We start from the raw sequence: 20,588 nt of genomic DNA, 5'->3' as shown, positions 1-20,588 counted from the left end.
CTGATGGTGAACTGATGGTGAAGTTAAATGCCCCAGTGCGGGATGTGGTGTGAGCCCAGCGACACCGCCACGTTTTTCGGCTCGCAAAAAACCTCGTAACTCCAGGTGCCGCCTTCGCGCCCTGTGCCCGAGCCCTTGGTGCCACCGAAAGGCTGGCGCAGGTCGCGCACGTTCTGGCTGTTGACAAAACACATGCCGGCTTCGACCGCCGCGGCGACGCGGTGCGCGCGGCCTATGTTTTCGGTCCAGACATAACTCGACAGGCCATACTGCGTGTCGTTGGCCAGGCGAATCACCTCGGCTTCGTCCTTGAACGGAATCAGGCAGGCCACGGGGCCGAAAATTTCTTCCTGGGCAATCCGCATGCGGTTGTCCACGTCGGCAAACACGGTGGGCAAGACGTAGTTGCCTTTCTTCACAGGGTCCGGCAAGTCCGGTGTGCCCAGACCGCCGCACAACAGCGTCGCGCCTTCTTTGGGCCCGAGATCGATGTAGCTGCGCACCTTGGCCAGGTGGGCTTGCGAAATCATGGGGCCTATGGTGGTGTTTTCGTCCAGCGGATCGCCGACCTTGATCCGTTTGGCGCGTTCCACAAACTTGGCGACGAAGTCGGCGTAAATCGATTGCTGCACCAGGATGCGGCTGCCGGCGGTGCAACGTTCGCCGTTGTTGCTGAAAATCATGAACAGCGCGGCGTCGAGGGCGCGCTCCAGGTTCGCATCGTCAAAAATCACAAATGGTGATTTGCCGCCCAGCTCCATGCTGAATTTTTTCAGGCCGGCCGCCTGCACGATGCGGTTGCCGGTGGCGGTGGAGCCGGTGAAGGAAATGGCGCGTACATCGGGGTGGCGGCACAGCGGCTCGCCGGCCTCCTTGCCATAACCATGGACCAGGTTCAACACACCGGGCGGAATGCCGGCTTCCAGCGCGAGCTCCCCCAGGCGGGCGGCCGTCATCGGTGACAACTCGCTCATCTTGAGCACGGCGGTATTGCCAAACGCCAGGCAGGGTGCGACCTTCCAGGTCGCGGTCATGAAAGGCACGTTCCACGGGCTGATCAAGGCGCAGACACCGGTGGGGTGGTACAGCGTGTAGTTGAGGTGGGTTTCAGTCGGGTAGGTGTGGCCATCGACCCGGGTGCACATTTCCGCGAAGTAATAAAAATTGTCGGCGGCGCGCGGGATCAGTTGTTTGCCGGTTTGTGCAATCACCTGGCCGCAGTCCCGGGTTTCCATCTGAGCAATTTCGGGCACATGTGCGGCGATCAGGTCGCCGAGTTTGCGCACCAGTTTGGCACGTTGCGGCGCGGGCAGGCCCGCCCATTTGGGAAAAGCCTCCTTGGCTGCGGCGACCGCGGCATTGACTTCCGCTTCGCCGCCCGAGGCAACCTCGGCCAACACCTCCTGCGTGGCCGGGTTGACGGTTTCAAAGTAGTTCTGTCCGGCAACCGATTTGCCGTTGATGAGGTGATCTATTTTCATAATCATTCAATGGTGTTGGTCAAGGCGCCCAGGCTGTCTATGCTGGTGACAATCACATCGCCAGGCCGGCAATCCACCACGCCGTCGGGGGTGCCGGTCAGGATCAAGTCGCCGGGCTGCAGGGTCATGAAGCTGCTGAAATATTCAATCAGAAACGGCACATCAAAAATCATGTCGCGCGTGTTGCCGGTTTGCGTGATCTTGCCGTTGACGGTGGTTTGCAAGGCCAGTGCCATGGGGTTGGCCACGTCGGCGGCATCCACCAGCCAGGGTCCGAGCGGCGTGCAGGTGTCGCGGTTTTTCACACGCAGGTTGGGGCGGTACCAGTTTTCGAGGTAGTCGCGAATCGCGTAGTCGTTGGCGATGGTGTAACCGGCGACAAAGTCATACGCGTCATCCCGCTTGATCTTCTTCGCAGTTTTACCGATGACCACCGTGAGTTCACATTCGTAATGCATGAACTGCACATCGGCCGGACGGCGCGTGAGCTGCCGGTGCCCGGTGAGCGTGCTTTCGCCCTTGATAAAGACCAGCGGTTCTTCGGGGGCCTTGAATTCAAGCTCCTTGGCGTGGTCGGCGTAATTCAAACCCAGCGCGAGGATGGTGCGTGGGCGCGGTGTGGGGGCCAGCGGTGGCAGCCAGCTCACGGCGGTTTCGGTGACGAGACGGCCGTCCTTCAGCAACAACTGGCCGTCGCGTTCCGTGGCATCTTGTACCGCACCTTCGTAAATTATTCGTGCGAGTTTCATACGTTCACCTCTTCCGCCACCAGGGTGTTGCTCAGCGTGCCAAAACCCGGCGCACTGATGTCGATGCGGTCGCCGACTTTGGCCAGCGGCCGGCCCACATCACAACCCAGCATCAATACATCGCCGGGATGCAAGGTCATGAACTCGCTCACATCCGCCAGCAGTTGCGAGGTGTTGCGCACCAGGTTGCCAAAATGGACACTTTGTTTGAGCACGCCGTTGATACGCACCTCCAGCGTGAACTGCGCAGGCTCGCCCACGTCGGCGCGTGTGACCTGACGGTTCCCGATGCCGAGAAAACCATCCAGGCATTTGAACTTGACCGGTGGCCGGAAAAAGCTGGCGTGCGGGATGGAGAGATCGTTCATCAACACATAAGCGACAACCGCGCCGGCTTGGCCCATCACCATCGCGATGGTGGCGCCTATCTCGACCTCAGGCACACGCGCCGGCACCTGGATGGCGGTGCCGTGTGTACTCCAGGTATTAGCCGGTTTCACATACAAGACCGGCGCTTTCGGCGGCGCCTTGTAGGGCGGCTGGTCCATCAGCGCGGCCGTGGCAGCGACTTCGCCGCGGAAATTCAACAGCGTGCCATACACCGTTCCTTGGGGCATCACGTGCATGGCTGCTCCAGTTCAATCACTTTGTCGAGCAGCTCATAGAGCTGCGCCAGTTTTTGTTTGCCCAAGGTGTTTTCCATCCATGCGTAATGTGCTTCTATGGTTTGCGACAAGGTGGCAACCAGTTGCAGGCCTTTGTCCGTGGCTTCAACGACGGTGCGGCGCTGGTCCAGTGGATCACGTGCGCGGCTTATCAGGCCGTCACGTTCCATACGCGTCAACACACCGGTCAGGCTGGGGCCGAGGATAAAAGCCTCGCGTGCGACCCGGCCGGTTTCGACCACGCCGTGTTCGCCCAGCACACGCAGGACGCGCCACTGCTGGTCGCTCAGCGCGTGTTCGCGCAGGCGCGGCCGGGTATAGGCCATGACCGACTCACGCGCTTGCAGCAGCAGGCGGGGCAGGTTGCGGTGAATAAAAGGGGTCACCATAACTTTCGTTGAAATTATTTAATATATTAAATGAATCGCGGGTTTTGCCAAGGCAAATCCACTGGGGATTAACCCGTACTGTGAATAATTACAGTAATATCCCGCATGGCCAAAGACAAGACGATTTACACCTGCACCGAATGCGGCGGCACCAACCCCAAATGGCTGGGCAAATGCCCACATTGCGAGGCCTGGAACACGCTGATCGAGTCCATCGCCGAGACGGTGTCGCCCGTGAAAAACCGCTTTGCCTCGCTGGCCAAAGCCTCGGAAGTCACCACGCTGGCCGACATCGAGGCGACCGACATGGCGCGCACCCCCACCGGGCAGGAGGAGCTGGACCGCGTGTTGGGCGGCGGCATTGTCGAAGGCGGCGTGGTGTTGATAGGCGGCGACCCGGGCATAGGCAAATCAACCTTACTGCTGCAGGCGCTGGACTCCCTGCAGCGCGGCGGCCTGAACACCTTGTATGTCACCGGCGAAGAAAGCGGCGCCCAGGTCGCGCTGCGTTCGCGCCGGCTGGGGCTGGACGGCTCGCAGGTCAAGGTGCTGGCGGAAATCCAGCTGGAGAAAATTCTCGCCACCTTGGAAGCCACGCGGCCGGCGGTAGCGGTGATTGACTCGATCCAGACCGTTTATTCCGACCAACTGACCTCGGCCCCCGGTTCGGTGGCGCAGGTGCGTGAATGTGCGGCGCACCTGACGCGGGCCGCCAAATCCAGCGGCGTGTGTATCGTGCTGGTTGGCCATGTCACCAAGGAAGGCGCGCTGGCCGGCCCGCGCGTGCTGGAACACATGGTGGATACCGTGCTCTATTTTGAAGGCGACACCCATTCGAGCTTTCGCCTGGTGCGTGCCATCAAGAACCGCTTCGGTGCGGTCAACGAGATTGGCGTGTTTGCCATGACCGAAAAAGGCCTGAAAGGTGTGAGCAACCCCAGCGCCATCTTTTTGAGCCAGCACTCGGAGCCTGTGCCCGGCAGTTGCGTGATGGTCACGCTGGAAGGCACACGGCCCATGCTGGTTGAAATCCAGGCGCTGGTGGACGCGGGCGGCCCAAGTCCGCGCCGTTTGTCAGTCGGTCTGGACCGCGATCGCCTCGCCATGTTGCTGGCGGTGTTGCACCGCCATGCCGGTGTGGCTTGTATGGACCAGGATGTGTTTGTCAATGCCGTGGGTGGCGTGCGTATCAGCGAGCCGGCGGCCGATCTGGCCGTGATGTTGGCGATCACTTCCAGCCTGCGCGGCAAACCACTGCCCAAGGGTTTTATCGCCTTTGGCGAGGTCGGCTTGGCTGGCGAGGTGCGGCCGGCGCCGCGCGGCCAGGAGCGGCTGCGGGAAGCCGCCAAACTGGGTTTCAGCGTGGCGGTGGTGCCGAAAGCCAACGCGCCAAAAAAGAATGACAAAGCCTTTGAGGGGCTTACCATTCACCCGGTGGAGCGTATCGAACAAGCCATGGAGTTGGTGCGCAGTCTGAGTTGAGTTTTTGTTATCCCTAAACCCAGGAGCGCTTCATGCAACGTGTGATGTCGGCCGGCATGATTGCCATGGTGGTGCTCTGGGGCCTGTTGTCGCCGGATAGCCTGGACAACGTGCTCAGCCTGCTGCTGGCCAGCATCACGCGCAACTTCGGCTGGTTTTACCTCTGGGTGGTGCTGGGGTTGGTGGTGTTGGCGTTTTTTCTGGCCTTCAGCCGTTACGGCGACCTCAAGCTGGGGGATGAAGACGAGGAGCCCGAGTTTTCGATGGGCGCCTGGTTTGCCATGTTGTTTTCCGCCGGCATGGGCATAGGCCTGGTGTTCTGGGGGGTGGCCGAGCCGATTTCCCACTACAGCACCGCGCCGCCTGGCATCACGCCGGGCACACCCGAAGCGGCCAATGCCGCCATGCGTTACGCCTTTTTCCACTGGGGCCTGCATCCCTGGGCGATTTACGGGATTGTTGGCCTGGCCATCGCGTTTTTCCAGTTCCGCCGCAAGTCCTCGGCGCTGGTGAGTTCAGCGACCGAAGCCTTGCCCTGGAAATTTGTGCAAGGTCTGTCACCGGCCTTCAACGTGTTGGCGGTGGTGGCCACGGCTTTTGGCATGGCCACGTCGCTGGGCATGGGTGCAACGCAGATCAACAGCGGCATGCATGTGGTGTTCGGCTTGCCTGTGGGCGTGATGGCCCAGGCCGGCATCATTGTGGTGACGACGGCGCTGTTTCTGGTTTCTGCCGTGAGCGGCGTGGGGCGCGGCATCAAATGGTTGTCTTCGGGCAACCTGGTGATGGCGGCCGTGCTGGCCCTGACGGTGCTGGTCGTCGGGCCGACGATTGCCATCGTGGACACCTTCACCACCACGCTGGGGGCTTACCTCAGCGAATTTGTGCGCATGAGCTTGCGCATGAGCCCCTTCCGCGACAGCTCCTGGATAGGCGACTGGACCATTTTCTACTGGGCCTGGTGGATTTCCTGGTCACCGTTTGTCGGCCTGTTCATCGCCCGCGTCTCGCGCGGCCGCACCATTCGCGAGTTCATCATGGGCACGGTGCTGGCGCCGACCTTGGTGGGTTTTGCCTGGTTTTCCATTTTTGGCGGTACCGCCCTGTACATGGGGATTTTCCAGGGCGTGCCGCTGGTCGAGGCCGTCAAGGCCGATGTCTCCACCGCCATGTTTGTCATGTTCAACGCCCTGCCCATGGGCGGCCTGATGTCGGTGGTGGCGACCTTGCTGGTGCTGGTGTTTTTTGTGACTTCGGGGGATTCGGCCACGCTGGTGCTGGGCATGATGAGCAGCGGCGGCGACCCCAACCCATCCAGTCGCATCAAGATCATGTGGGGTGTGCTGGTCTCGGCGATTGCCATCAGCCTGCTGTTTGCTGGCGGGCTCAAAGCGGTGCAGACCGCCACCATCATTTTTGCCCTGCCGTTTTCTGTGGTGCTGGTGCTGATGGCTGTTTCGGTCACCCGGGCCATCAGCCAGGACTGGCATGCCGAGCAACGCCGTGACAAGGACCTGCGCAAGAAAATGCGCGCCTTCATCAAGGAGTGAAGGCCCAGGGCAGGCGCGTCCGCGCCGGGTTTGGCGCGCGACAGCCGACAGATGTCGCTATAAAAACAGTAGCTGATGGCGTCCGTGGCATATGGGCTACAGGCCTAAAAAGCTTGTAAAAAGTCGGTTTTCACCCTGCAGCGGGGCGGGCTACGCATTCCCCGCAGCCAGGTGGCGGCCGGTGGCTGCGAAAATAGCGCCATGAAATTTCAGAAAATTCTTGTTCCGATCGCCGGTGTCGCCTTGGTGGTGCTGGCTTACCGCAGTTTTGGCTGGGCCGGGGTCGCTGCGGCGGCGAGTGGCCTGGTGATGTGGATACTGCTGCATTTCACCCGCATGTTGCAGGTGCTCAAACGCGCCGCCAACCGGCCTATCGGTCATGTCGACAGCGCCGTCATGCTCAACGCCAAACTCCGGCCCGGGCTCACCTTGCTGCATGTGGTGGCCATGACCCGCTCGTTGGGAGAACTGCTCTCGCCCAAGGACGAGCAGCCCGAAATCTACCGCTGGACCGACAGCTCGGAGTCCTCGGTAACCGCCACTTTTGTGGGCGGCAAACTGAGCCATCACACACTTTTCCGCCCCGCACCGGAAGAGTCGCAAGCCCTTGCCGCGCCTGAATCCAGTCCGGCCGCGGCAGCGCCGCCATCGGCCCCGTAAAATCAATCTTTCGGGGGCAGCCCTGGGGCCGGCAGATTTTGCGGCCCGCCGCCCTGGTTTCGCAACAGATACCCACAGACATCAATAGAGGATTCGCATCATGTCCCCAGTAGCTCCCTCCATGGCAGACCGCGACGGCAAAATCTGGATGGATGGCCAGATGGTGGATTGGCGTGACGCCAAGATTCACGTGCTGAGCCACACCCTGCATTACGGCTGCGGCGCGTTTGAAGGTGTTCGCGCCTACAACACCGTGGACGGCACGGCGATTTTCCGCCTCGAAGACCACACCACCCGCTTGTTCAACAGCGCCAAGATCCTGCGCATGAAACTTCCTTTCAGCCAGGAAGAAGTCAACGAAGCCCAAAAAGCCGTGGTGCGTGAAAACAAGCTGGAGAGCTGCTACCTGCGTCCGCTGGCCTGGATCGGTTCGGAGAAACTGGGCGTGTCACCCAAGGGCAACACGATTCACCTGATGGTCGCGGCCTGGCCCTGGGGCGCTTACCTGGGTGAAGACGGCATGAAACGCGGCATTCGCGTCAAGACCTCCAGCTACACGCGTCACCACGTCAACATCACCATGACGCAGGCCAAAGCGGTCAGCAACTACAGCAACTCCATCCTCGCCAACATGGAAGCGCTGGACGACGGTTACGACGAAGCCCTGTTGCTTGACGCTTCGGGTTTTGTCAGCGAAGGCGCCGGCGAAAACGTGTTTGTGGTCAAGGACGGCGTGGTCTACACGCCCGACCTGTCGGCCGGCGCCCTGAACGGCATCACACGCAACACCATCCTGCACATCTGCAAAGACCTGGGCCTGGAGCTGGTGCAAAAACGCATCACGCGCGACGAGGTTTATATCGCCGACGAAGCCTTCTTCACCGGGACCGCCGCCGAAGTCACACCGATTCGCGAACTGGACCGGGTTGAAATCGGCATCGGCTCGCGTGGTCCCATCACCGAAAAAATCCAGGCGGCGTTTTTTGACATCGTCAACGGCCGCAATCCGAAATACGCCCACTGGCTGGCCAAAGTGTGAGCCCCCACGCTTGTCACTTCGTGTACGACGCTGCCCCACTAGGGGGCGCTGCGCCTGCGGCCCGGCAAAGCCGGTTCCGCGGCCCCTGCTGGCAGGTAGCTAGCTAGCCCTACGCCTGCTCTCTCGTTGATCAAGGAATTTATGAGCACATCTGCTACCGTTGAACTTCTGGCCCAGGACCTCAATCCGCAAGGCGGCGTGTTCTGCCCCAGCCCCAAGGCCGACATGAAAATCTGGAACAGCCACCCCAAGGTCTACCTGGACGTGGCGCGTACCGGCGAAGCCAAGTGCCCATATTGCGGCACTGCGTACAAACTGAAAGCCGGCGAACATTTCGGCGCAGGCCACTAAGGTGTCTCGCCCCCTGCAAGCGGCCGCCGCGAAACCGGTTTTGCCGGGCCGCACCGGGGGGGCCTCACTGATCATCGCGCCCCAGTGGATAGGCGACGCGGTGATGACCGAGCCACTGCTGCGGCGCTTGCACGCGCGCGGGGAACAACTCACGGTTGGCGCCTTGCCCTGGGTGGCGCCGGTGTACCGCGCGATGCCGCAGGTGCACGAGGTCATCGAATTCCCGTTTGCACACGGCGGTCTGCAACTGAAGGCGCGCCGCCTGCTGGCCAAACGGATCGCCGGCCAGTTCGATACCGCTTATGTGTTGCCGAACTCGCTGAAAAGCGCCTTGTTGCCCTTGCTGGCCGGCATTCCCAAACGGGTGGGTTACCTGGGTGAAGCCCGCGTCGGCCTGCTGACCCACCGCCTCAAAAACCCGGCCAAGGGCAAACGCCCGCCCATGGTGGCGTTTTATTCGGCGCTCAGCGGCGAGGCCCATCTGGACACCGATCGGCCCGAGCTGCAGATGCCGGCGGCCGAGGTGGAACAGGCGCTGGCCGACCTCGGCTTGAAACGCGGCGCTTATGTCGTGTTTGCGCCCGGCGCCGAATACGGTCCGGCCAAACGCTGGCCGGCATCGCACTTTTCAGAACTGGCCAAACATCTGGCGGTGCCTGTGGTCTTGCTGGGCTCCGGCAAAGAGGCTGCGCTGTGTGAGGAAATCGCCGCGCCGGTCAATGCGCTGCAGGCCGGCAAGTGCCTGAACTTCGCCGGCAAAACCACACTCGTGCAGGCGCTTTGCGCGATTGCCGCGGCCCAACACGTGGTCAGCAATGACTCGGGCTTGATGCATGTGGCCGCGGCTTTTGGTGTGCCGCAGGTCGCGATTTTTGGCTCGTCCAGCCCCTTGCACACCCCGCCGCTGAACACGCAGGCCACGGTCTTGTGGCTGAAAAACGATGCGGGCTACCAGCCGCCGCTGGACTGCGCGCCTTGTTTTGCGCGCGAATGCCCGCTGGGCCACACCCGCTGCCTGAACGACATCAGCGCCGCGCGGGTGCTGGCCGCCTTGTAAGAGCCTGTTTACGATCTCGATGGGGTCGCGTTGGGGCGCAATCGGGATGAGTTGGTCGCCAAGATCGCGCAGCATGGGCTCATGCCCATGCAAGGGATTTGGTGGGCAAATCGCCCGATTTCGCCCCAACCCGAAGGGCAGGTGCCTTTTCGGGCGGTCTGCGGCGTTGCGGCGCTTGCCAATAGCCAGCTATTGGCGGCGCACCGCGCCTTGCAGCCCATCCCGAAAAGTCGCCTGCGCGGCCCCATCGAGATCGTAAACAGGCTCTAGGCCCGGACGCTTCAGGCCGGAAAGGCCTGCAGCGCGCCAAAACCGGTTGGGGCTTGTGTGGGGGTACGCGCCACATTCATGACCCAGCAAACCATCGCGAAATAACCGACCAGGGTGGTCAGCTCGACCACCCCTTGTTCGCCGAACAGGCCCAGGGCAGCGGCATAAGACGCATCACACACCCCATGGTGTTGCAGCAGCTCTGTCACCAGCGCCACGGCCGCGGCTTCATCGGCTGCGGCGGACTGCGGGTATTGGCCGGCCGCAATCGTATCCAGGCAAGACTGCGCCACACCGGCCTTGAGCGCCAGCGGCGCATGCATCAGCCATTCGAACTGGTTGGACACATGGCGCGCGACCAGGCACATCGCGAGTTCGCGGATGCGGGTCTCCAGCACGCTGTCAAAACGCAGATATTCACCCACCTTGCCAACCCGGTCCATCAGTTCCGGGCTGCGCAGCAGCGGAATAAACGGGCCCATGACGGCTTTGCGCGGGCCGGCGATCAAGGCGTCTGCCACGGCGCGTTGCGCGGCGGACATGGCTTCGCCGGACAACATCGGAAGCCGCTCTTGCGGCGTTTGGGAAAAGCCCTGGCTGACGAGGGTGGCCTGATGGTTGGGGTTCACGGTAAAACTCCTGCGGTCGATTGGGTTCTTGGCCAAACACCGGGTGGTGCCAGGCCGGATAGTCGGTGGGCCGAGGCCTGGGATGGTAACGCGGCGCACGGCCGGCGGGCAAAAAAAAGCCACCTCGCGGTGGCTTGTCAAAGTCCTTTTTGGGGATGTTTTTTTGTTGGGACGGCGTCAGTCTGTTGGTCGACTTGTTGTCCTCATCCTTTTTCTGCCTTTGTTCCTATCGCAGGTGTTGTCACAGCAACCTGAGAACTGTAGGGGGCGGTCCTTAGGTTTGCCCTCCCCCAATTGGAGGAGGGTTGTCGTTTTTCGAATGAAGAAGGTGTGAAAACCGGACTTTTTTCACGACTCAGGGCTTGAGTGCGCCAGTCACCGCGTCCTTTAGTCCGTCCAGAAAGCTACTGGCTTTGTTGGTACCGCCAAACGCCAGCGCAGGCCTGCAGTGGCTGCGCTGGGAGCTAACGCAGGCCTTGCCGCCAGACGGTTTTCGACTGGCGCTGGAGCGTGGCCAGAGGCAGGCGTATGCGACAGGAAGCGCGCGCTTCCTGTCATGGGCAACTGTCTTTCAGGCGGCAGCCGTCACCGGCAGTTCCACCACGAAAGAAGCGCCACCACCTGACCGGGCTTCGCAGCGCACCGTGCCACCATGGCGTGCGGTGATGGATTTGACCAGCGCCAGGCCCAGACCCACACCGCCTTCGCGTTCGCTGGCGCCCGGTAGCCGGTAAAAGGGTTCGAAGATGCGTTCGCGCTGATCCGGCGGAACGCCAGGCCCGCGGTCGTTGACCCGGATCACCGCATGTGGCGCCTCGCCCTTGTTGGCCAGCGCCAGCTCCAGGCTGATCTCGCCAGTGCCGTAACGCCTGGCGTTTTCCAGCAGGTTGCGAATCAGCCGGCGTAACAGGCGCGCCGAGCCCTGCACCGTCAGGCTGTGGGTCTGGGGCGTGGTGTCCAGTTCGGCCTGCACACGGGCGCATTCTTCCGCGGCCAGGCCGGTCAGGTCCAGCGCTTCAAAAGGTTCCGCGTCGGCCTGCCGGGTGTCCAGCCGGCTGGCCAGCAAAATTTCGTCGATCAACTGGTCCAGCTCGCTGATGCTGCGCGAAATTTCGGCGCGCTGCGGGGAACCGGCCCCGTCGCCCATCAACTCCAGGCCCATGCGGATACGCGCCAGCGGTGAACGCAACTCATGCGAAGCATTGGCCAGTAGCGACTTGTGGGCCACCAGCAATGATTTTTGCGACTCCATCAGGGTTTCAATACGTTCGGCGGCATGGTTGAACCGTTCGGCCAGGAAAGCCACCTCGTCACTGCCCTGCACGGCCACGCGGGCCGACAAATCGCCGTCGCCCCAGCGCTCGACGCCGCGTTGCAGGCCCTCCAGCCGCTGGGTCAGACGGCGCACGATAGGGTAGGTTCCCAGGGCCACCGCCAGGGCGACCACCCCGAGCATCCAGCCAAAACCGAAGGGCGCGCGCGTCCAGGAATTGCCGGGCGGGCGTTTGGGTCGTGGCAGCACCAGGTTCAGGGTCTGGCCGTCGTTGGTCACAAGATCAAACTCCAGGCCCTCGCCCGGCTTGCGGTTGGGCGGGGTCTGGGCCCGGCCGATGAGCTCCCCGGCGCTGTTGTGAACCAGGACTTCACGTATCGGCAACTGCGGCGGGTCAGCGCTGAACTGCCATGCGGCACCGACCAGAAAAGCCAGCACCACCACGGTGGCGACCACAGCCAGCCAGATGCGCACATAGAGGTGCGAGGTAAATCGGGGCCACATAAGAAAAGTCAAAAAGAAAGTAAAAAAGAAAGCCGGTGCGCTCGATGCGCTCAGTCCTGCTGCTTGGCGAAAACGTAGCCGACACCCCGCACCGTCAGAATACGTTTGGGGTCCTTGGCATCGAGCTCGATGGCGCTGCGGATGCGGCCCATGTGCACGTCGATGGAGCGGTCAAAAGCTTCCAGCTCGCGGCCGCGCACGGCTTCCATGATCTGGTCTCTGGAGAGCACGCGGCCGGCCCGCTCGGCCAGGGCCACCAGCAGGTCGAACTGGTAAGAGGTCAACTCGCAGGTCTTGCCGGACACCGACACGGTGCGGGCGTCCCGGTCAATCTCGAGCGAGCCGAAACGCATGGTTTTCTGGCTGCCGGCGGTGCTGACGGTGTCGCCGCCGCGGCGCAACACGGCCCGAATCCGGGCCAGCAACTCGCGCGGCTCAAAAGGTTTGGGCAGGTAGTCGTCGGCGCCGATTTCCAGGCCCACAATGCGGTCCATCGGGTCGCCCTTGGCGGTCAACATCAACACCGCCGTGCGGCCGGCCTCGCCGCCCAGGCCCTTGATGCGCCGACAGACTTCCAGGCCGTCCATGTCGGGCAACATCAGGTCGAGAATCACCAGGTCGGGTTTGCAGGCCTCCAGCGCCTCCAGGCCCTTGCCGCCGTCGACCGCGTGGGTGAAGGCATAACCGGACTGGCGCAGGTATTCCCCCACCATGGTGGCCAGTCGGGTGTCGTCCTCGATCATCAAAAGTTGCTGTGTCATGGTCTGGCTCGCTGGACGGTTGGAGGGCTGCTGGTCAGTGTAGCCACTGGCTGCCGTGGGTGGGCTGGTGGTGCTTGCGCCGCCGTGAACATCGCTCATGGGAACTCCTTCGTCTAGCCTCCCATGCTGCGCCCGCCGCGACAAGTCGCGTTGAAGCGTCTGTAAAGTTAGGTAAACGATTCCTGCGAGATGTGCCGGCGCGGTCGCCATTTGCTATATTTTTAATAGCTGCTTGCGCCCGTGAGATGTGGGCTGGATGGCGATTTCACCTGATTGGCGACCTATCTCGGATGGACTTGAATCTGCCACGGCAGATGGCCTCTACCCGGTAGAGCCGATGCATCGGCAAAGGAGCGTGCCCTGTCCATGAACGCCATCCAGTTCCAGCGCGGCCTGTCACTGCCGCAGTTCCAGGCACTTTACGGCACGGAGCCGCAATGCGAGCGTGCCCTCGTGGCAGCCCGTTGGCCCCACGGCTGGCAGTGCGCGCACTGCGGCTGCAAGCGCTTTTTTCTCACGCGCAACGGTCAGGGCCGCCAGCTGGGCGTGTCCTACAAGAGCGCCTGGCGCCTCAAGCACAAGCTCATGCAGACCATGGAGGTGCGCGATGCGCGTTACCGCCTGCAGGGGCGCGTGGAAATCGACGATGCGTACTTGGGCGGTGAGCGTGCAGGCAGCATTCATGGCGGACGCAAGCCCGCCAACAAGAGCGCCTTCATCGCCGCCGTGCAGACCCGGGCCGACGGCAGGCCCCTGTACATCCACCTGACACCCGTGGCGGACTTCAGCAACCAGGATGTTCGTCAGTGGGCCTTGCGCCACTTGGCGCCTACCAGCCATGTGGTGAGCGACGGCACGCCAGCCTTTGCACAGGTGCGCCAGGCGGGCGCCACGCACGAGAGGCATGTGACGGGCGGTGGTCGCCAGGGGGCTCAAACGCCGCAGTTGCACTGGGTGAACACCGTGCTGGGTAACCTCAAGACCAGCATGGCGGGCACCGACCACGCGTTCGATCACGCCCGCTACGGGGCTCGCTATCTGGCCGAGTTTTGCTATCGTTTCAATCGCCGCTTTGATCTGGCAGCCATGCTGACCAGGCTGTTGCGAGCCCTCGCAACCACCGGACCTCTTCCCTTGAAGGTGCTTCGTTTGTCTGAGGTAGGTCGCTAATCAGGTGATTTCATGCGTGACGCCAGCCAGACCAGCAACAACACCGGCAGGCCCAGCAAAGCCGTGGCGGTAAAAAAGTGGCTGTAGCCGAAGCTGTCCACATAACTGCCTGAATATCCGGCCAGAAACTTGGGCAGCAGCAGCATCATGGAGCTGAACAGCGCGTATTGCGTCGCCGAATAATTGACGTTGGTCAGGCTGGACAGGTAGGCGATGAAGGCGGCTGACGCGATGCCGCTGGACAGGTTGTCGGCGGAAATCACAAAAATCAGGGCCTGGACATCGTGGCCGCGCGAGCCCAGCCAGGCAAACAGCAGGTTGCTGCAGGCGCTCAGCACGGCGCCCAACATCAACACCTTCATCACGCCGAAACGCATGGCCAGCGCGCCGCCGGCAAAGGCGCCGACCAGGGTCATGATCACGCCGTAAATTTTGGTGACGGCGGCAACCTCGTCCTTGGTGTAACCCATGTCGACGTAAAAGGGGTTGGCCATGATGCCCATCACCACGTCGCTGATGCGGTACACCGCGATCAGCGCCAGGATCAGCAGCGCCTGTTTGCCGTAGCGGCGCAAAAAGTCTGCAAACGGATCGACCAGCGCGCCCCTGAGCCACTCGGCGGCGTTGCGGGCATGCGGTATCGCGCGCGGGGCCGGCTCGGGGGAACACAAAACCGTCACCATGCCCAACAACATCGAGGCCGCCATCACAAAGTAGGCGACCTGCCAGGCACCATGCTGGTAGGCGCCGCCGCTGGCCACTTCGGCGCGTGCGGCAATCCACAACACGCCGGCACCGGCCCAGATCATCGCAATCCGGTAGCCGGTCTGGTAGGCCGCTGCCAGCGCCGCCTGGCGCCGCACGTCGGCCGATTCGATACGAAAGGCGTCCAGCGCAATGTCTTGCGTGGCCGAGGCAAAGGCCACGGCCAGCGCGCACCAGACCACCGGCAACAAGGCCAGCCGGGGGTCGGTCAGCGCCATGCCGATCAGGGCCGCCATGATGACCGTTTGCGACAGCAGCAACCAACTGCGCCTGCGCCCGAGCAGGCGCGTGAGGAGGGGGATGGGCATGCGGTCCACCAGCGGTGCCCAGACCCACTTGAAACCATAAGCCAGCCCGACCCAGCTCAGGTAACCAATGGTGGTGCGGTCTATGCCGGCTTCGCGCAGCCAGAAGCTCAAGGTGCCGAAGACCAGCAGCAGCGGCAGACCCGCGGAAAAGCCCAGCAGCAACATGCGCAGGGTCGGCGCCTCCAGGTAGACCCGCAAGGTCTCGCTCCAGCCGGGGCGGTCGGGGACAGCAGGGGGGTGGGCAGAAGCCGGCACCCCGGTTGGTGGCAAGGGTCGGTGTCCGGCCAGGGATTCCTCGGATAGGGTGTCGCGCATGCGGGAATAATACGCTGTGCCCTCTTGCTTAAAAGAGGCCCCTGTACTTTGGAGATGCCATGAAATCTGTTTCGAATTTGACCCTGACGGCGCTGGCCGCGGCTTTGCTGCTGGGCAGTGCCCCGGCCATGGCCCAACGCGAAGGTGTGGAGGTGGGCGGCAATTCCGGCTTCACCAAGCTGGTGCCGGCCGACGAGATCGAACAGGCGGCGAAACAGCAATACGCCAAGATGCTGCAGGAAGCGGCCAGCCAGAAAGCCCTGGCGCCGGCCAGCAGTGCGCAAGTGCAGCGGCTGAGGCGTATTGCACAACGCATCATTCCGCAGGCCACCGCCTGGAACCCGCGCGCCAAGGACTGGCAGTGGGAGGTCAACCTCATCGACAGCAAACAAATCAATGCGTTTTGCATGCCAGGCGGAAAAATCGCTTTTTACACCGGCATTCTGGAGCAGTTGCAGCTTAACGACGACGAAGTGGCAATGATCATGGGCCACGAAATGGCCCATGCCCTGCGTGAACATGCGCGTGAACGCATGGGCAAATCGGCCGCCACCAACATAGGCGCCAGCCTGCTGTCGCAGTTGTTCGGTCTGGGCGATTTGGGCCAGACGGTGGCGAGTTACGGCGTGCAACTGCTGAATATGAGTTTTGGCCGCGAAGACGAGTCCGAGGCCGATCTGGTCGGGCTGGAGCTGGGCGCACGCGCCGGCTTTGACCCCCGCGCCGGCATCACCTTGTGGCAAAAAATGGCCGCCGCCAACAAAGGCGCGCCGCCGCAATGGCTGAGCACCCACCCGGCCGGGGCGACGCGGATTGCCGACATGGAGCGCAATATGCCCAGGGTGTTGCCGCTGTACGAACGAACACGCAAAAACTGATGGGCGCTGACCGCCGCCGCTACGTGGGTTAAGCTGCGCAGCTGACCATGTCTTCCCCCTTCAACAACGCCGGCCTCGACAGCGGCGGCAAGCCGCCTGGGGCTGCCGCTGTGTGGCTGCAGTCGCTGCGCCCGGCCCGCACCCGCATCAACGCCCGCGAGCGTTGGCGCATTGTGGTGGGGGCTTTCCTCGGGATTTTGCTGACCGGTGTGGTGTGCCATGTCGCCGGCGGCACGGCAATCGCCAGCCTGCCCTGGCTGGTGGCGCCCATGGGTGCCAGCGCGGTGCTGGTGTTTGGCGTGCCGGCCAGCCCGCTGGCCCAGCCCTGGTCGGTGCTTGCGGGCAACACCTTGTCGGCGCTGGTCGGTATTGCCTGCGCCCGCTGGCTGGGGCCACCCGAACTGGCGGCCGCGGTGGCCGTGGGTGCTGCCATCGCCCTGATGCTGGCCTTGCGTTGCCTGCACCCGCCGGGCGGCGCCTCTGCCCTGATGATGGTGCTGGGCGGCATCACCGATCCCTCGTTTGCGCTGTTTCCTGTGTTGCTCAATTCCGTGCTGCTGGCTTGCGCTGGCATGGCCTACAACAATGCCACGCGCCGGGCTTATCCGCACCGGCAATTGCCGGTGCCGGCAGAAAAAGACGGCGCCCGCCAGGCCAGTGCTGCCGATGCCGATCTGGACGCGGTGCTGGCCCGCTACAACCAGGTGCTGGACGTCAGTCGCGATGACTTGCAGGCCTTGCTGGAGCAGATGAAGTGGCAGGCCTACCAGCGCAAGCTGGCCGGCGTGCGCTGCGCCGACATCATGTCGCGGGACCTGGTGACGGTGACCCACAGCACACCGCTGGCGCAGGCCTGGGCCTTGTTGCGGGAGCGCCGCATCAAGGCCTTGCCGGTGGTGGATGCCGACTTTCGCATTGTCGGCATCGTCACCCTGGCCGACTTCATGCGTGCGGCCGACCTGGACGGTTACCCCGGCATGGACAGCAAGCTGCGCAAATTGCTGGGCGAGGTCGGTCCTTCCGGCAAACCCGCGGTGGTGGGCCAGATCATGACCCGCCAGGTCCGGGTGGCCGGCCTGTATCGTTACCTGGTGGACCTGGTGCCGCTGTTTGGCGGGACCGGCCACCATCACCTGCCCATCATCGGGGAGGACGGCCGGCTGGTCGGCATCATCACCCAGTCCGACATGGTGGCGGCCTTGTTCGAGCCGCCGACACCGCCTGCGGAGCCGGCGCCATGAGCACGCCGCAAGAAGCGTTTCAGCAATTTCTCGATCAGCAGCGCGCAGATTACCAGCGCGCCTTGCCGGAAAAAATAGCGCAAGTCCAGATGCTGTGGCAGGCCGTGGACGCCGGCGGCCCCAGCGCGCCGCCGCTGGTCGATCTGGAGCGCCAGGCGCACACGCTGGCCGGCACCGCCGGGACCCTGGGTTTTCGCGAGGTGAGTGTGGCCGCCAGAGCGCTGGAGTTGTTGTTGGAGCAGGCCAGCGAGGCCGGCCCGGCCCTGACGCCGACTCAGCGTCCGGACATTGTGCAGGCCGTCGCTGCACTGCAGGCCAGCCTGCCGCCCCCCTGAATCATCAAAGGACGTTTGCATGCCCCAGCCCCTCACCCGCATTCTGTATGTGGAAGACGAACCGGATATCCGCACCGTGGCCCAGATGGCACTGGAAGCGGTCGGCGGTTTTACCGTGATTGCCTGTGCCTCCGGCCGCGAGGCGCTGGCCACCGCGCCCACCGCCCAGGTCGACCTGCTGCTGCTGGACGTCATGATGCCGGGCATGGACGGCCCCAGCACCTTGCAGGCCTTGCGCGGCCTGCCGGCCACCGCCAACACGCCGGTGATTTTCATGACCGCGAAGGTGCAGGCGGCGGAAATTGCGCAATACCTGGCGCTGGGTGCGCTGGACGTGATCCACAAACCCTTTGATCCGATGACCTTGTCGGAGCAGATCAACCGGATCTGGGCGCAACAAGGCGCTAAAGGCGATTGAAGGCGCGGGGCTATCATGCGGTGGTCCGGGCCGATTCCAGTTGGTCTGGCGATGCAACCCCAAGCTCAAGAGGTGTCCATGTTGTCCCTGCTCGCAACCCTGATTGTTGGTTTCATCGTGGGCCTGATCGCCCGCGCCCTCAAGCCCGGCGACGACAAGCTTGGCCTGGTCATGACCACGGTACTGGGCGTGGCCGGCGCTTTTGCCGCGCGTTATCTCGGCATCGCGATGGGCTGGTACCGTGACGGCGAAGCCGCGGGCTGGATCGCTTCGGTGGTCGGTGCCATGGTCTTGCTGTTTGTGTACAGCCTGATCAAGCGCAAGGGCAGCACAGACTGATTTTTTGACGCGGCCCGCAGCTGTTGTGCGGGCCGGCCTGACGGCGACGGGCATCTTTAGAGACAATAGGGACATGCCAGATCACAGCCCGCCCGGCGCCGTTCCCCCGTCTCCTGTTCCCGAAGCCGTTTTGCTGTCAGCCTGGGCGCCGTTGCGCGCGCCGGTTTTCCGCATGTTGTGGGGGACCTGGATGGTCGCCAACATCTGCATGTGGATGAACGATGTGGCGGCCGCCTGGCTGATGACCTCGCTCACCACCTCGCCGATCTGGGTCGCGCTGGTCCAGTCCGCCTCCACCCTGCCGGTGTTTCTGCTGGGCCTGCCCAGCGGCGCGCTGGCCGACATCCTGGACCGGCGGCGTTATTTCATCATTACCCAGTTCTGGGTCGCCGCCGTGGCGCTGCTGCTGTGTGCCACCATTCTCTGGGGCACCATGACCGCGCCGCTGCTGCTGGCACTGACTTTTGCCAATGGCGTGGGGCTGGCGATGCGCTGGCCGGTGTTTGCCGCCATCGTGCCTGAGCTGGTGCCGCGGCCGCAACTGCCTGCCGCGCTGGCCCTCAACGGCGTGGCCATGAACGCCTCGCGCATCATCGGCCCGCTGGTGGCCGGCGCGCTGATCGCCAGCGCCGGCAGCGCTTATGTGTTTGTGCTGAACGCGGTTTTGTCGCTGATCTCCGGCTTTGTGATCATGCGCTGGCGCCGTGTCCATGTGCCGAACCCGCTGGGACGCGAGCGCCTGGTCAGCGCCATGCGGGTGGGTGTGCAGTTTGTGCGTCAGTCCGCACGCCTGCGTGCGGTGTTGCTGCGGGTGGCGCTGTTTTTCTTTCACTCCACCGCCTTGCTGGCTTTGTTGCCGCTGGTGGCGCGCGGTCTACACGGCGGCGCCGGCACCTTCACGCTGCTGCTGGCCTCCATGGGGGTGGGCGCGATTGCCGTGGCGTTTTTCCTGCCGCGTTTGCGCCGGGGCTTGTCGCAAGATGTGTTGGTGCTGGGCGGCGTGGTGCTGCAGTCGGCGACCACAGCCATCGTGGCGCTGGCACCCAATATCTACATCGCCGCGCCGGCCATGGCGCTGGCCGGCGCGGCCTGGCTGACCACGGCCAACACCCTGAGTGTGTCGGCCCAGGTGGCGCTGCCCGACTGGGTGCGGGCGCGTGGCATGTCGATCTTCCAGATGGCCATCATGGGCGCCAGCGCCAGCGGTGCGGCGGTCTGGGGACAACTGGCCACGATGACCAGTGTTCCTGCCAGCATGCTGGCGGCGACCCTGACCGGCACGCTGGCCATTTTTGCCGCGCACTGGTTGCTGCGGGACCGCAGCATCGAAGAAGACCTGACGCCGTCCCGCGAGTTCAAGGTGCCCAGCGCCGACGCACCGCCCTTGACGGGCCAGGTCCGGGTGACGGTGACCTACCAGATCGACCCGGCCAAGGCGGCGGACTTTCGCGCGCTGATGCTGGAAAGCCGGCGCAGCCGCCTGCGCCAGGGCGCCTTGGCCTGGGAGCTGCTGCGCGATATTTCGAATCCCGGGCGTTATATCGAGCAGATCACCGACGAGTCGTGGACCGAACACCTGCGCCGTTTTGACCGCGTCACGGCGGGCGACGTGGCGCTGCGCGACCGCAAGCTGGCGTTTCATCTGGACGAAACGCCGCCGCTGGTGACACGTTGCGTGTTGGAGGCTTAGAGCCTTTTCCTCTTCTGTCGGGCATCTTCGCCTCAGTATCAGAAAATTTATACAAAAAGTGGCTGTAGCCCAGAGTGGGCGAGCGCAAGCAGCTATGACTTTGGTAGCGGTTCGGGGGGCGCGTGCTTCCTGGGGCTCAGCCGCGCGAGCACGAGGCTCACACCTGCCCCGCAGTGCGGGACCGCCCGCCCGCTAGGGTTTAATGATCTAGATCAATTGATAAATTTGACTGTTACATCAAATTAATCAATTAAGTATTAAGTTCATCA

General features: G+C 63.2%; 21 protein-coding genes. 13 read left to right on the top strand and 8 right to left on the bottom strand.

Features of this window, described 5'->3' with window-relative positions:
- Positions 1 to 23: 23 nt before the first annotated feature.
- The 4 genes from hpaE to hpaR are packed head-to-tail and all read right to left on the bottom strand — an operon-like array spanning position 24 to position 3,284.
- Positions 24 to 1,481: a 5-carboxymethyl-2-hydroxymuconate semialdehyde dehydrogenase gene (hpaE, locus tag R6254_RS00430; RefSeq protein WP_318403626.1), complete on the bottom strand. Its 1,458-nt coding sequence runs from the start codon at positions 1,479 to 1,481 to the stop codon at positions 24 to 26.
- A gap of 2 nt (positions 1,482 to 1,483) precedes the next feature.
- Entirely contained in the window at positions 1,484 to 2,230 is a 747-nt protein-coding gene (locus R6254_RS00425; RefSeq protein ID WP_318403625.1) for a fumarylacetoacetate hydrolase family protein, read from the bottom strand.
- Positions 2,227 to 2,856, bottom strand: coding sequence for a fumarylacetoacetate hydrolase family protein (locus tag R6254_RS00420; protein WP_318403624.1), 630 nt, complete (start codon positions 2,854 to 2,856; stop codon positions 2,227 to 2,229). The genes R6254_RS00425 and R6254_RS00420 overlap by 4 nt, the downstream gene beginning before the upstream one ends.
- Positions 2,847 to 3,284 carry a homoprotocatechuate degradation operon regulator HpaR gene (gene hpaR / locus R6254_RS00415; RefSeq protein ID WP_318403623.1) on the bottom strand — a complete coding sequence of 146 codons (438 nt, stop codon included), beginning with the start codon at positions 3,282 to 3,284 and terminating at the stop codon, positions 2,847 to 2,849. The genes R6254_RS00420 and hpaR overlap by 10 nt, the downstream gene beginning before the upstream one ends.
- Before the next feature lie 105 nt (positions 3,285 to 3,389).
- On the opposite strand from hpaR, the gene radA reads away from it, so the two are divergent.
- From radA to waaF, 6 genes are all read left to right on the top strand, one after another.
- The gene (gene radA, locus R6254_RS00410) at positions 3,390 to 4,766 is read left to right on the top strand and encodes a DNA repair protein RadA (protein ID WP_318403622.1); all 1,377 of its coding nucleotides are present in this window, start codon (positions 3,390 to 3,392) and stop codon (positions 4,764 to 4,766) included.
- A 32-nt stretch (positions 4,767 to 4,798) separates the two neighbouring features.
- Positions 4,799 to 6,316: a BCCT family transporter gene (locus tag R6254_RS00405; protein WP_318403621.1), complete on the top strand. Its 1,518-nt coding sequence runs from the start codon at positions 4,799 to 4,801 to the stop codon at positions 6,314 to 6,316.
- A gap of 201 nt (positions 6,317 to 6,517) precedes the next feature.
- A complete protein-coding gene (locus tag R6254_RS00400; RefSeq protein ID WP_318403620.1) occupies positions 6,518 to 6,976 on the top strand; it encodes a glycerate kinase in 459 nt (152 codons plus the stop codon).
- Positions 6,977 to 7,076: 100 nt separating this feature from the next.
- Positions 7,077 to 8,015, top strand: a complete 939-nt coding sequence (locus R6254_RS00395; protein ID WP_318403619.1) for a branched-chain amino acid transaminase — start codon at positions 7,077 to 7,079, stop codon at positions 8,013 to 8,015.
- Positions 8,016 to 8,156: 141 nt separating this feature from the next.
- Positions 8,157 to 8,366 (top strand): zinc-finger domain-containing protein, encoded by a 210-nt coding sequence (locus R6254_RS00390; RefSeq protein ID WP_318403618.1) that lies wholly within the window; start codon positions 8,157 to 8,159, stop codon positions 8,364 to 8,366.
- Positions 8,367 to 8,433: 67 nt separating this feature from the next.
- Positions 8,434 to 9,423 (top strand): lipopolysaccharide heptosyltransferase II, encoded by a 990-nt coding sequence (gene waaF, locus R6254_RS00385; RefSeq protein WP_318404330.1) that lies wholly within the window; start codon positions 8,434 to 8,436, stop codon positions 9,421 to 9,423.
- A 281-nt stretch (positions 9,424 to 9,704) separates the two neighbouring features.
- Here the strand turns inward: waaF and R6254_RS00380 are convergent, their stop codons facing one another.
- The 3 genes from R6254_RS00380 to R6254_RS00370 all read right to left on the bottom strand — a co-directional run bounded on the left by R6254_RS00380 (position 9,705) and on the right by R6254_RS00370 (position 12,860).
- The gene (locus R6254_RS00380) at positions 9,705 to 10,322 is read right to left on the bottom strand and encodes a carboxymuconolactone decarboxylase family protein (protein ID WP_318403617.1); all 618 of its coding nucleotides are present in this window, start codon (positions 10,320 to 10,322) and stop codon (positions 9,705 to 9,707) included.
- A 571-nt stretch (positions 10,323 to 10,893) separates the two neighbouring features.
- Positions 10,894 to 12,099, bottom strand: a complete 1,206-nt coding sequence (locus tag R6254_RS00375) for an ATP-binding protein (RefSeq protein WP_318403616.1) — start codon at positions 12,097 to 12,099, stop codon at positions 10,894 to 10,896.
- Positions 12,100 to 12,149: 50 nt separating this feature from the next.
- Complete coding sequence (locus tag R6254_RS00370) at positions 12,150 to 12,860, bottom strand: response regulator (RefSeq protein ID WP_318404328.1); 711 nt, start codon at positions 12,858 to 12,860, stop codon at positions 12,150 to 12,152.
- Between the two features lie 360 nt (positions 12,861 to 13,220).
- On the opposite strand from R6254_RS00370, the gene R6254_RS00365 reads away from it, so the two are divergent.
- A complete protein-coding gene (locus R6254_RS00365; RefSeq protein WP_318404327.1) occupies positions 13,221 to 14,030 on the top strand; it encodes an IS1595 family transposase in 810 nt (269 codons plus the stop codon).
- On the opposite strand, the gene R6254_RS00360 is transcribed toward R6254_RS00365, so the two are convergent.
- Positions 14,027 to 15,418 (bottom strand): AmpG family muropeptide MFS transporter, encoded by a 1,392-nt coding sequence (locus R6254_RS00360; protein ID WP_318403615.1) that lies wholly within the window; start codon positions 15,416 to 15,418, stop codon positions 14,027 to 14,029. The genes R6254_RS00365 and R6254_RS00360 overlap by 4 nt on opposite strands.
- A 59-nt stretch (positions 15,419 to 15,477) precedes the next feature.
- On the opposite strand from R6254_RS00360, the gene R6254_RS00355 reads away from it, so the two are divergent.
- From R6254_RS00355 to R6254_RS00330, 6 genes are all read left to right on the top strand, one after another.
- Entirely contained in the window at positions 15,478 to 16,296 is an 819-nt protein-coding gene (locus R6254_RS00355; protein ID WP_318403614.1) for a M48 family metallopeptidase, read from the top strand.
- 47 nt (positions 16,297 to 16,343) lie between these two features.
- Positions 16,344 to 17,537, top strand: a complete 1,194-nt coding sequence (locus R6254_RS00350) for an HPP family protein (protein WP_318403613.1) — start codon at positions 16,344 to 16,346, stop codon at positions 17,535 to 17,537.
- On the top strand, positions 17,534 to 17,872 hold the full coding sequence (locus tag R6254_RS00345; RefSeq protein ID WP_318403612.1) for an Hpt domain-containing protein: 339 nt from the start codon (positions 17,534 to 17,536) through the stop codon (positions 17,870 to 17,872). Before R6254_RS00350 ends, R6254_RS00345 begins: the two co-directional genes overlap by 4 nt.
- Before the next feature lie 19 nt (positions 17,873 to 17,891).
- Positions 17,892 to 18,290, top strand: coding sequence for a response regulator (locus R6254_RS00340; protein WP_318403611.1), 399 nt, complete (start codon positions 17,892 to 17,894; stop codon positions 18,288 to 18,290).
- 78 nt (positions 18,291 to 18,368) lie between these two features.
- A complete protein-coding gene (locus tag R6254_RS00335; RefSeq protein WP_318403610.1) occupies positions 18,369 to 18,629 on the top strand; it encodes a GlsB/YeaQ/YmgE family stress response membrane protein in 261 nt (86 codons plus the stop codon).
- A gap of 73 nt (positions 18,630 to 18,702) precedes the next feature.
- Entirely contained in the window at positions 18,703 to 20,319 is a 1,617-nt protein-coding gene (locus R6254_RS00330; RefSeq protein ID WP_318403609.1) for an MFS transporter, read from the top strand.
- Positions 20,320 to 20,588 lie beyond the last annotated feature (269 nt).

The organism is Polaromonas potterensis, assembly GCF_033446725.1.
Lineage (GTDB): Bacteria > Pseudomonadota > Gammaproteobacteria > Burkholderiales > Burkholderiaceae_C > Polaromonas.
This window is presented reverse-complemented; position numbering and strand designations above follow the sequence as displayed.

Excerpts from the sequence above, each read along its gene's own strand:
- hpaE (WP_318403626.1), bottom strand. The coding sequence starts at position 1,481 with ATGAAAATAGATCACCTCATCAACGGCAAATCGGTTGCCGGACAGAAC.
- R6254_RS00425 (WP_318403625.1), bottom strand. The coding sequence starts at position 2,230 with ATGAAACTCGCACGAATAATTTACGAAGGTGCGGTACAAGATGCCACG.
- R6254_RS00420 (WP_318403624.1), bottom strand. The coding sequence starts at position 2,856 with ATGCACGTGATGCCCCAAGGAACGGTGTATGGCACGCTGTTGAATTTC.
- hpaR (WP_318403623.1), bottom strand. The coding sequence starts at position 3,284 with ATGGTGACCCCTTTTATTCACCGCAACCTGCCCCGCCTGCTGCTGCAA.
- radA (WP_318403622.1), top strand. The coding sequence starts at position 3,390 with ATGGCCAAAGACAAGACGATTTACACCTGCACCGAATGCGGCGGCACC.
- R6254_RS00405 (WP_318403621.1), top strand. The coding sequence starts at position 4,799 with ATGCAACGTGTGATGTCGGCCGGCATGATTGCCATGGTGGTGCTCTGG.
- R6254_RS00400 (WP_318403620.1), top strand. The coding sequence starts at position 6,518 with ATGAAATTTCAGAAAATTCTTGTTCCGATCGCCGGTGTCGCCTTGGTG.
- R6254_RS00395 (WP_318403619.1), top strand. The coding sequence starts at position 7,077 with ATGTCCCCAGTAGCTCCCTCCATGGCAGACCGCGACGGCAAAATCTGG.
- R6254_RS00390 (WP_318403618.1), top strand. The coding sequence starts at position 8,157 with ATGAGCACATCTGCTACCGTTGAACTTCTGGCCCAGGACCTCAATCCG.
- R6254_RS00375 (WP_318403616.1), bottom strand. The coding sequence starts at position 12,099 with ATGTGGCCCCGATTTACCTCGCACCTCTATGTGCGCATCTGGCTGGCT.
- R6254_RS00370 (WP_318404328.1), bottom strand. The coding sequence starts at position 12,860 with ATGACACAGCAACTTTTGATGATCGAGGACGACACCCGACTGGCCACC.
- R6254_RS00360 (WP_318403615.1), bottom strand. The coding sequence starts at position 15,418 with ATGCGCGACACCCTATCCGAGGAATCCCTGGCCGGACACCGACCCTTG.
- R6254_RS00355 (WP_318403614.1), top strand. The coding sequence starts at position 15,478 with ATGAAATCTGTTTCGAATTTGACCCTGACGGCGCTGGCCGCGGCTTTG.
- R6254_RS00350 (WP_318403613.1), top strand. The coding sequence starts at position 16,344 with ATGTCTTCCCCCTTCAACAACGCCGGCCTCGACAGCGGCGGCAAGCCG.
- R6254_RS00345 (WP_318403612.1), top strand. The coding sequence starts at position 17,534 with ATGAGCACGCCGCAAGAAGCGTTTCAGCAATTTCTCGATCAGCAGCGC.
- R6254_RS00340 (WP_318403611.1), top strand. The coding sequence starts at position 17,892 with ATGCCCCAGCCCCTCACCCGCATTCTGTATGTGGAAGACGAACCGGAT.
- R6254_RS00335 (WP_318403610.1), top strand. The coding sequence starts at position 18,369 with ATGTTGTCCCTGCTCGCAACCCTGATTGTTGGTTTCATCGTGGGCCTG.
- R6254_RS00330 (WP_318403609.1), top strand. The coding sequence starts at position 18,703 with ATGCCAGATCACAGCCCGCCCGGCGCCGTTCCCCCGTCTCCTGTTCCC.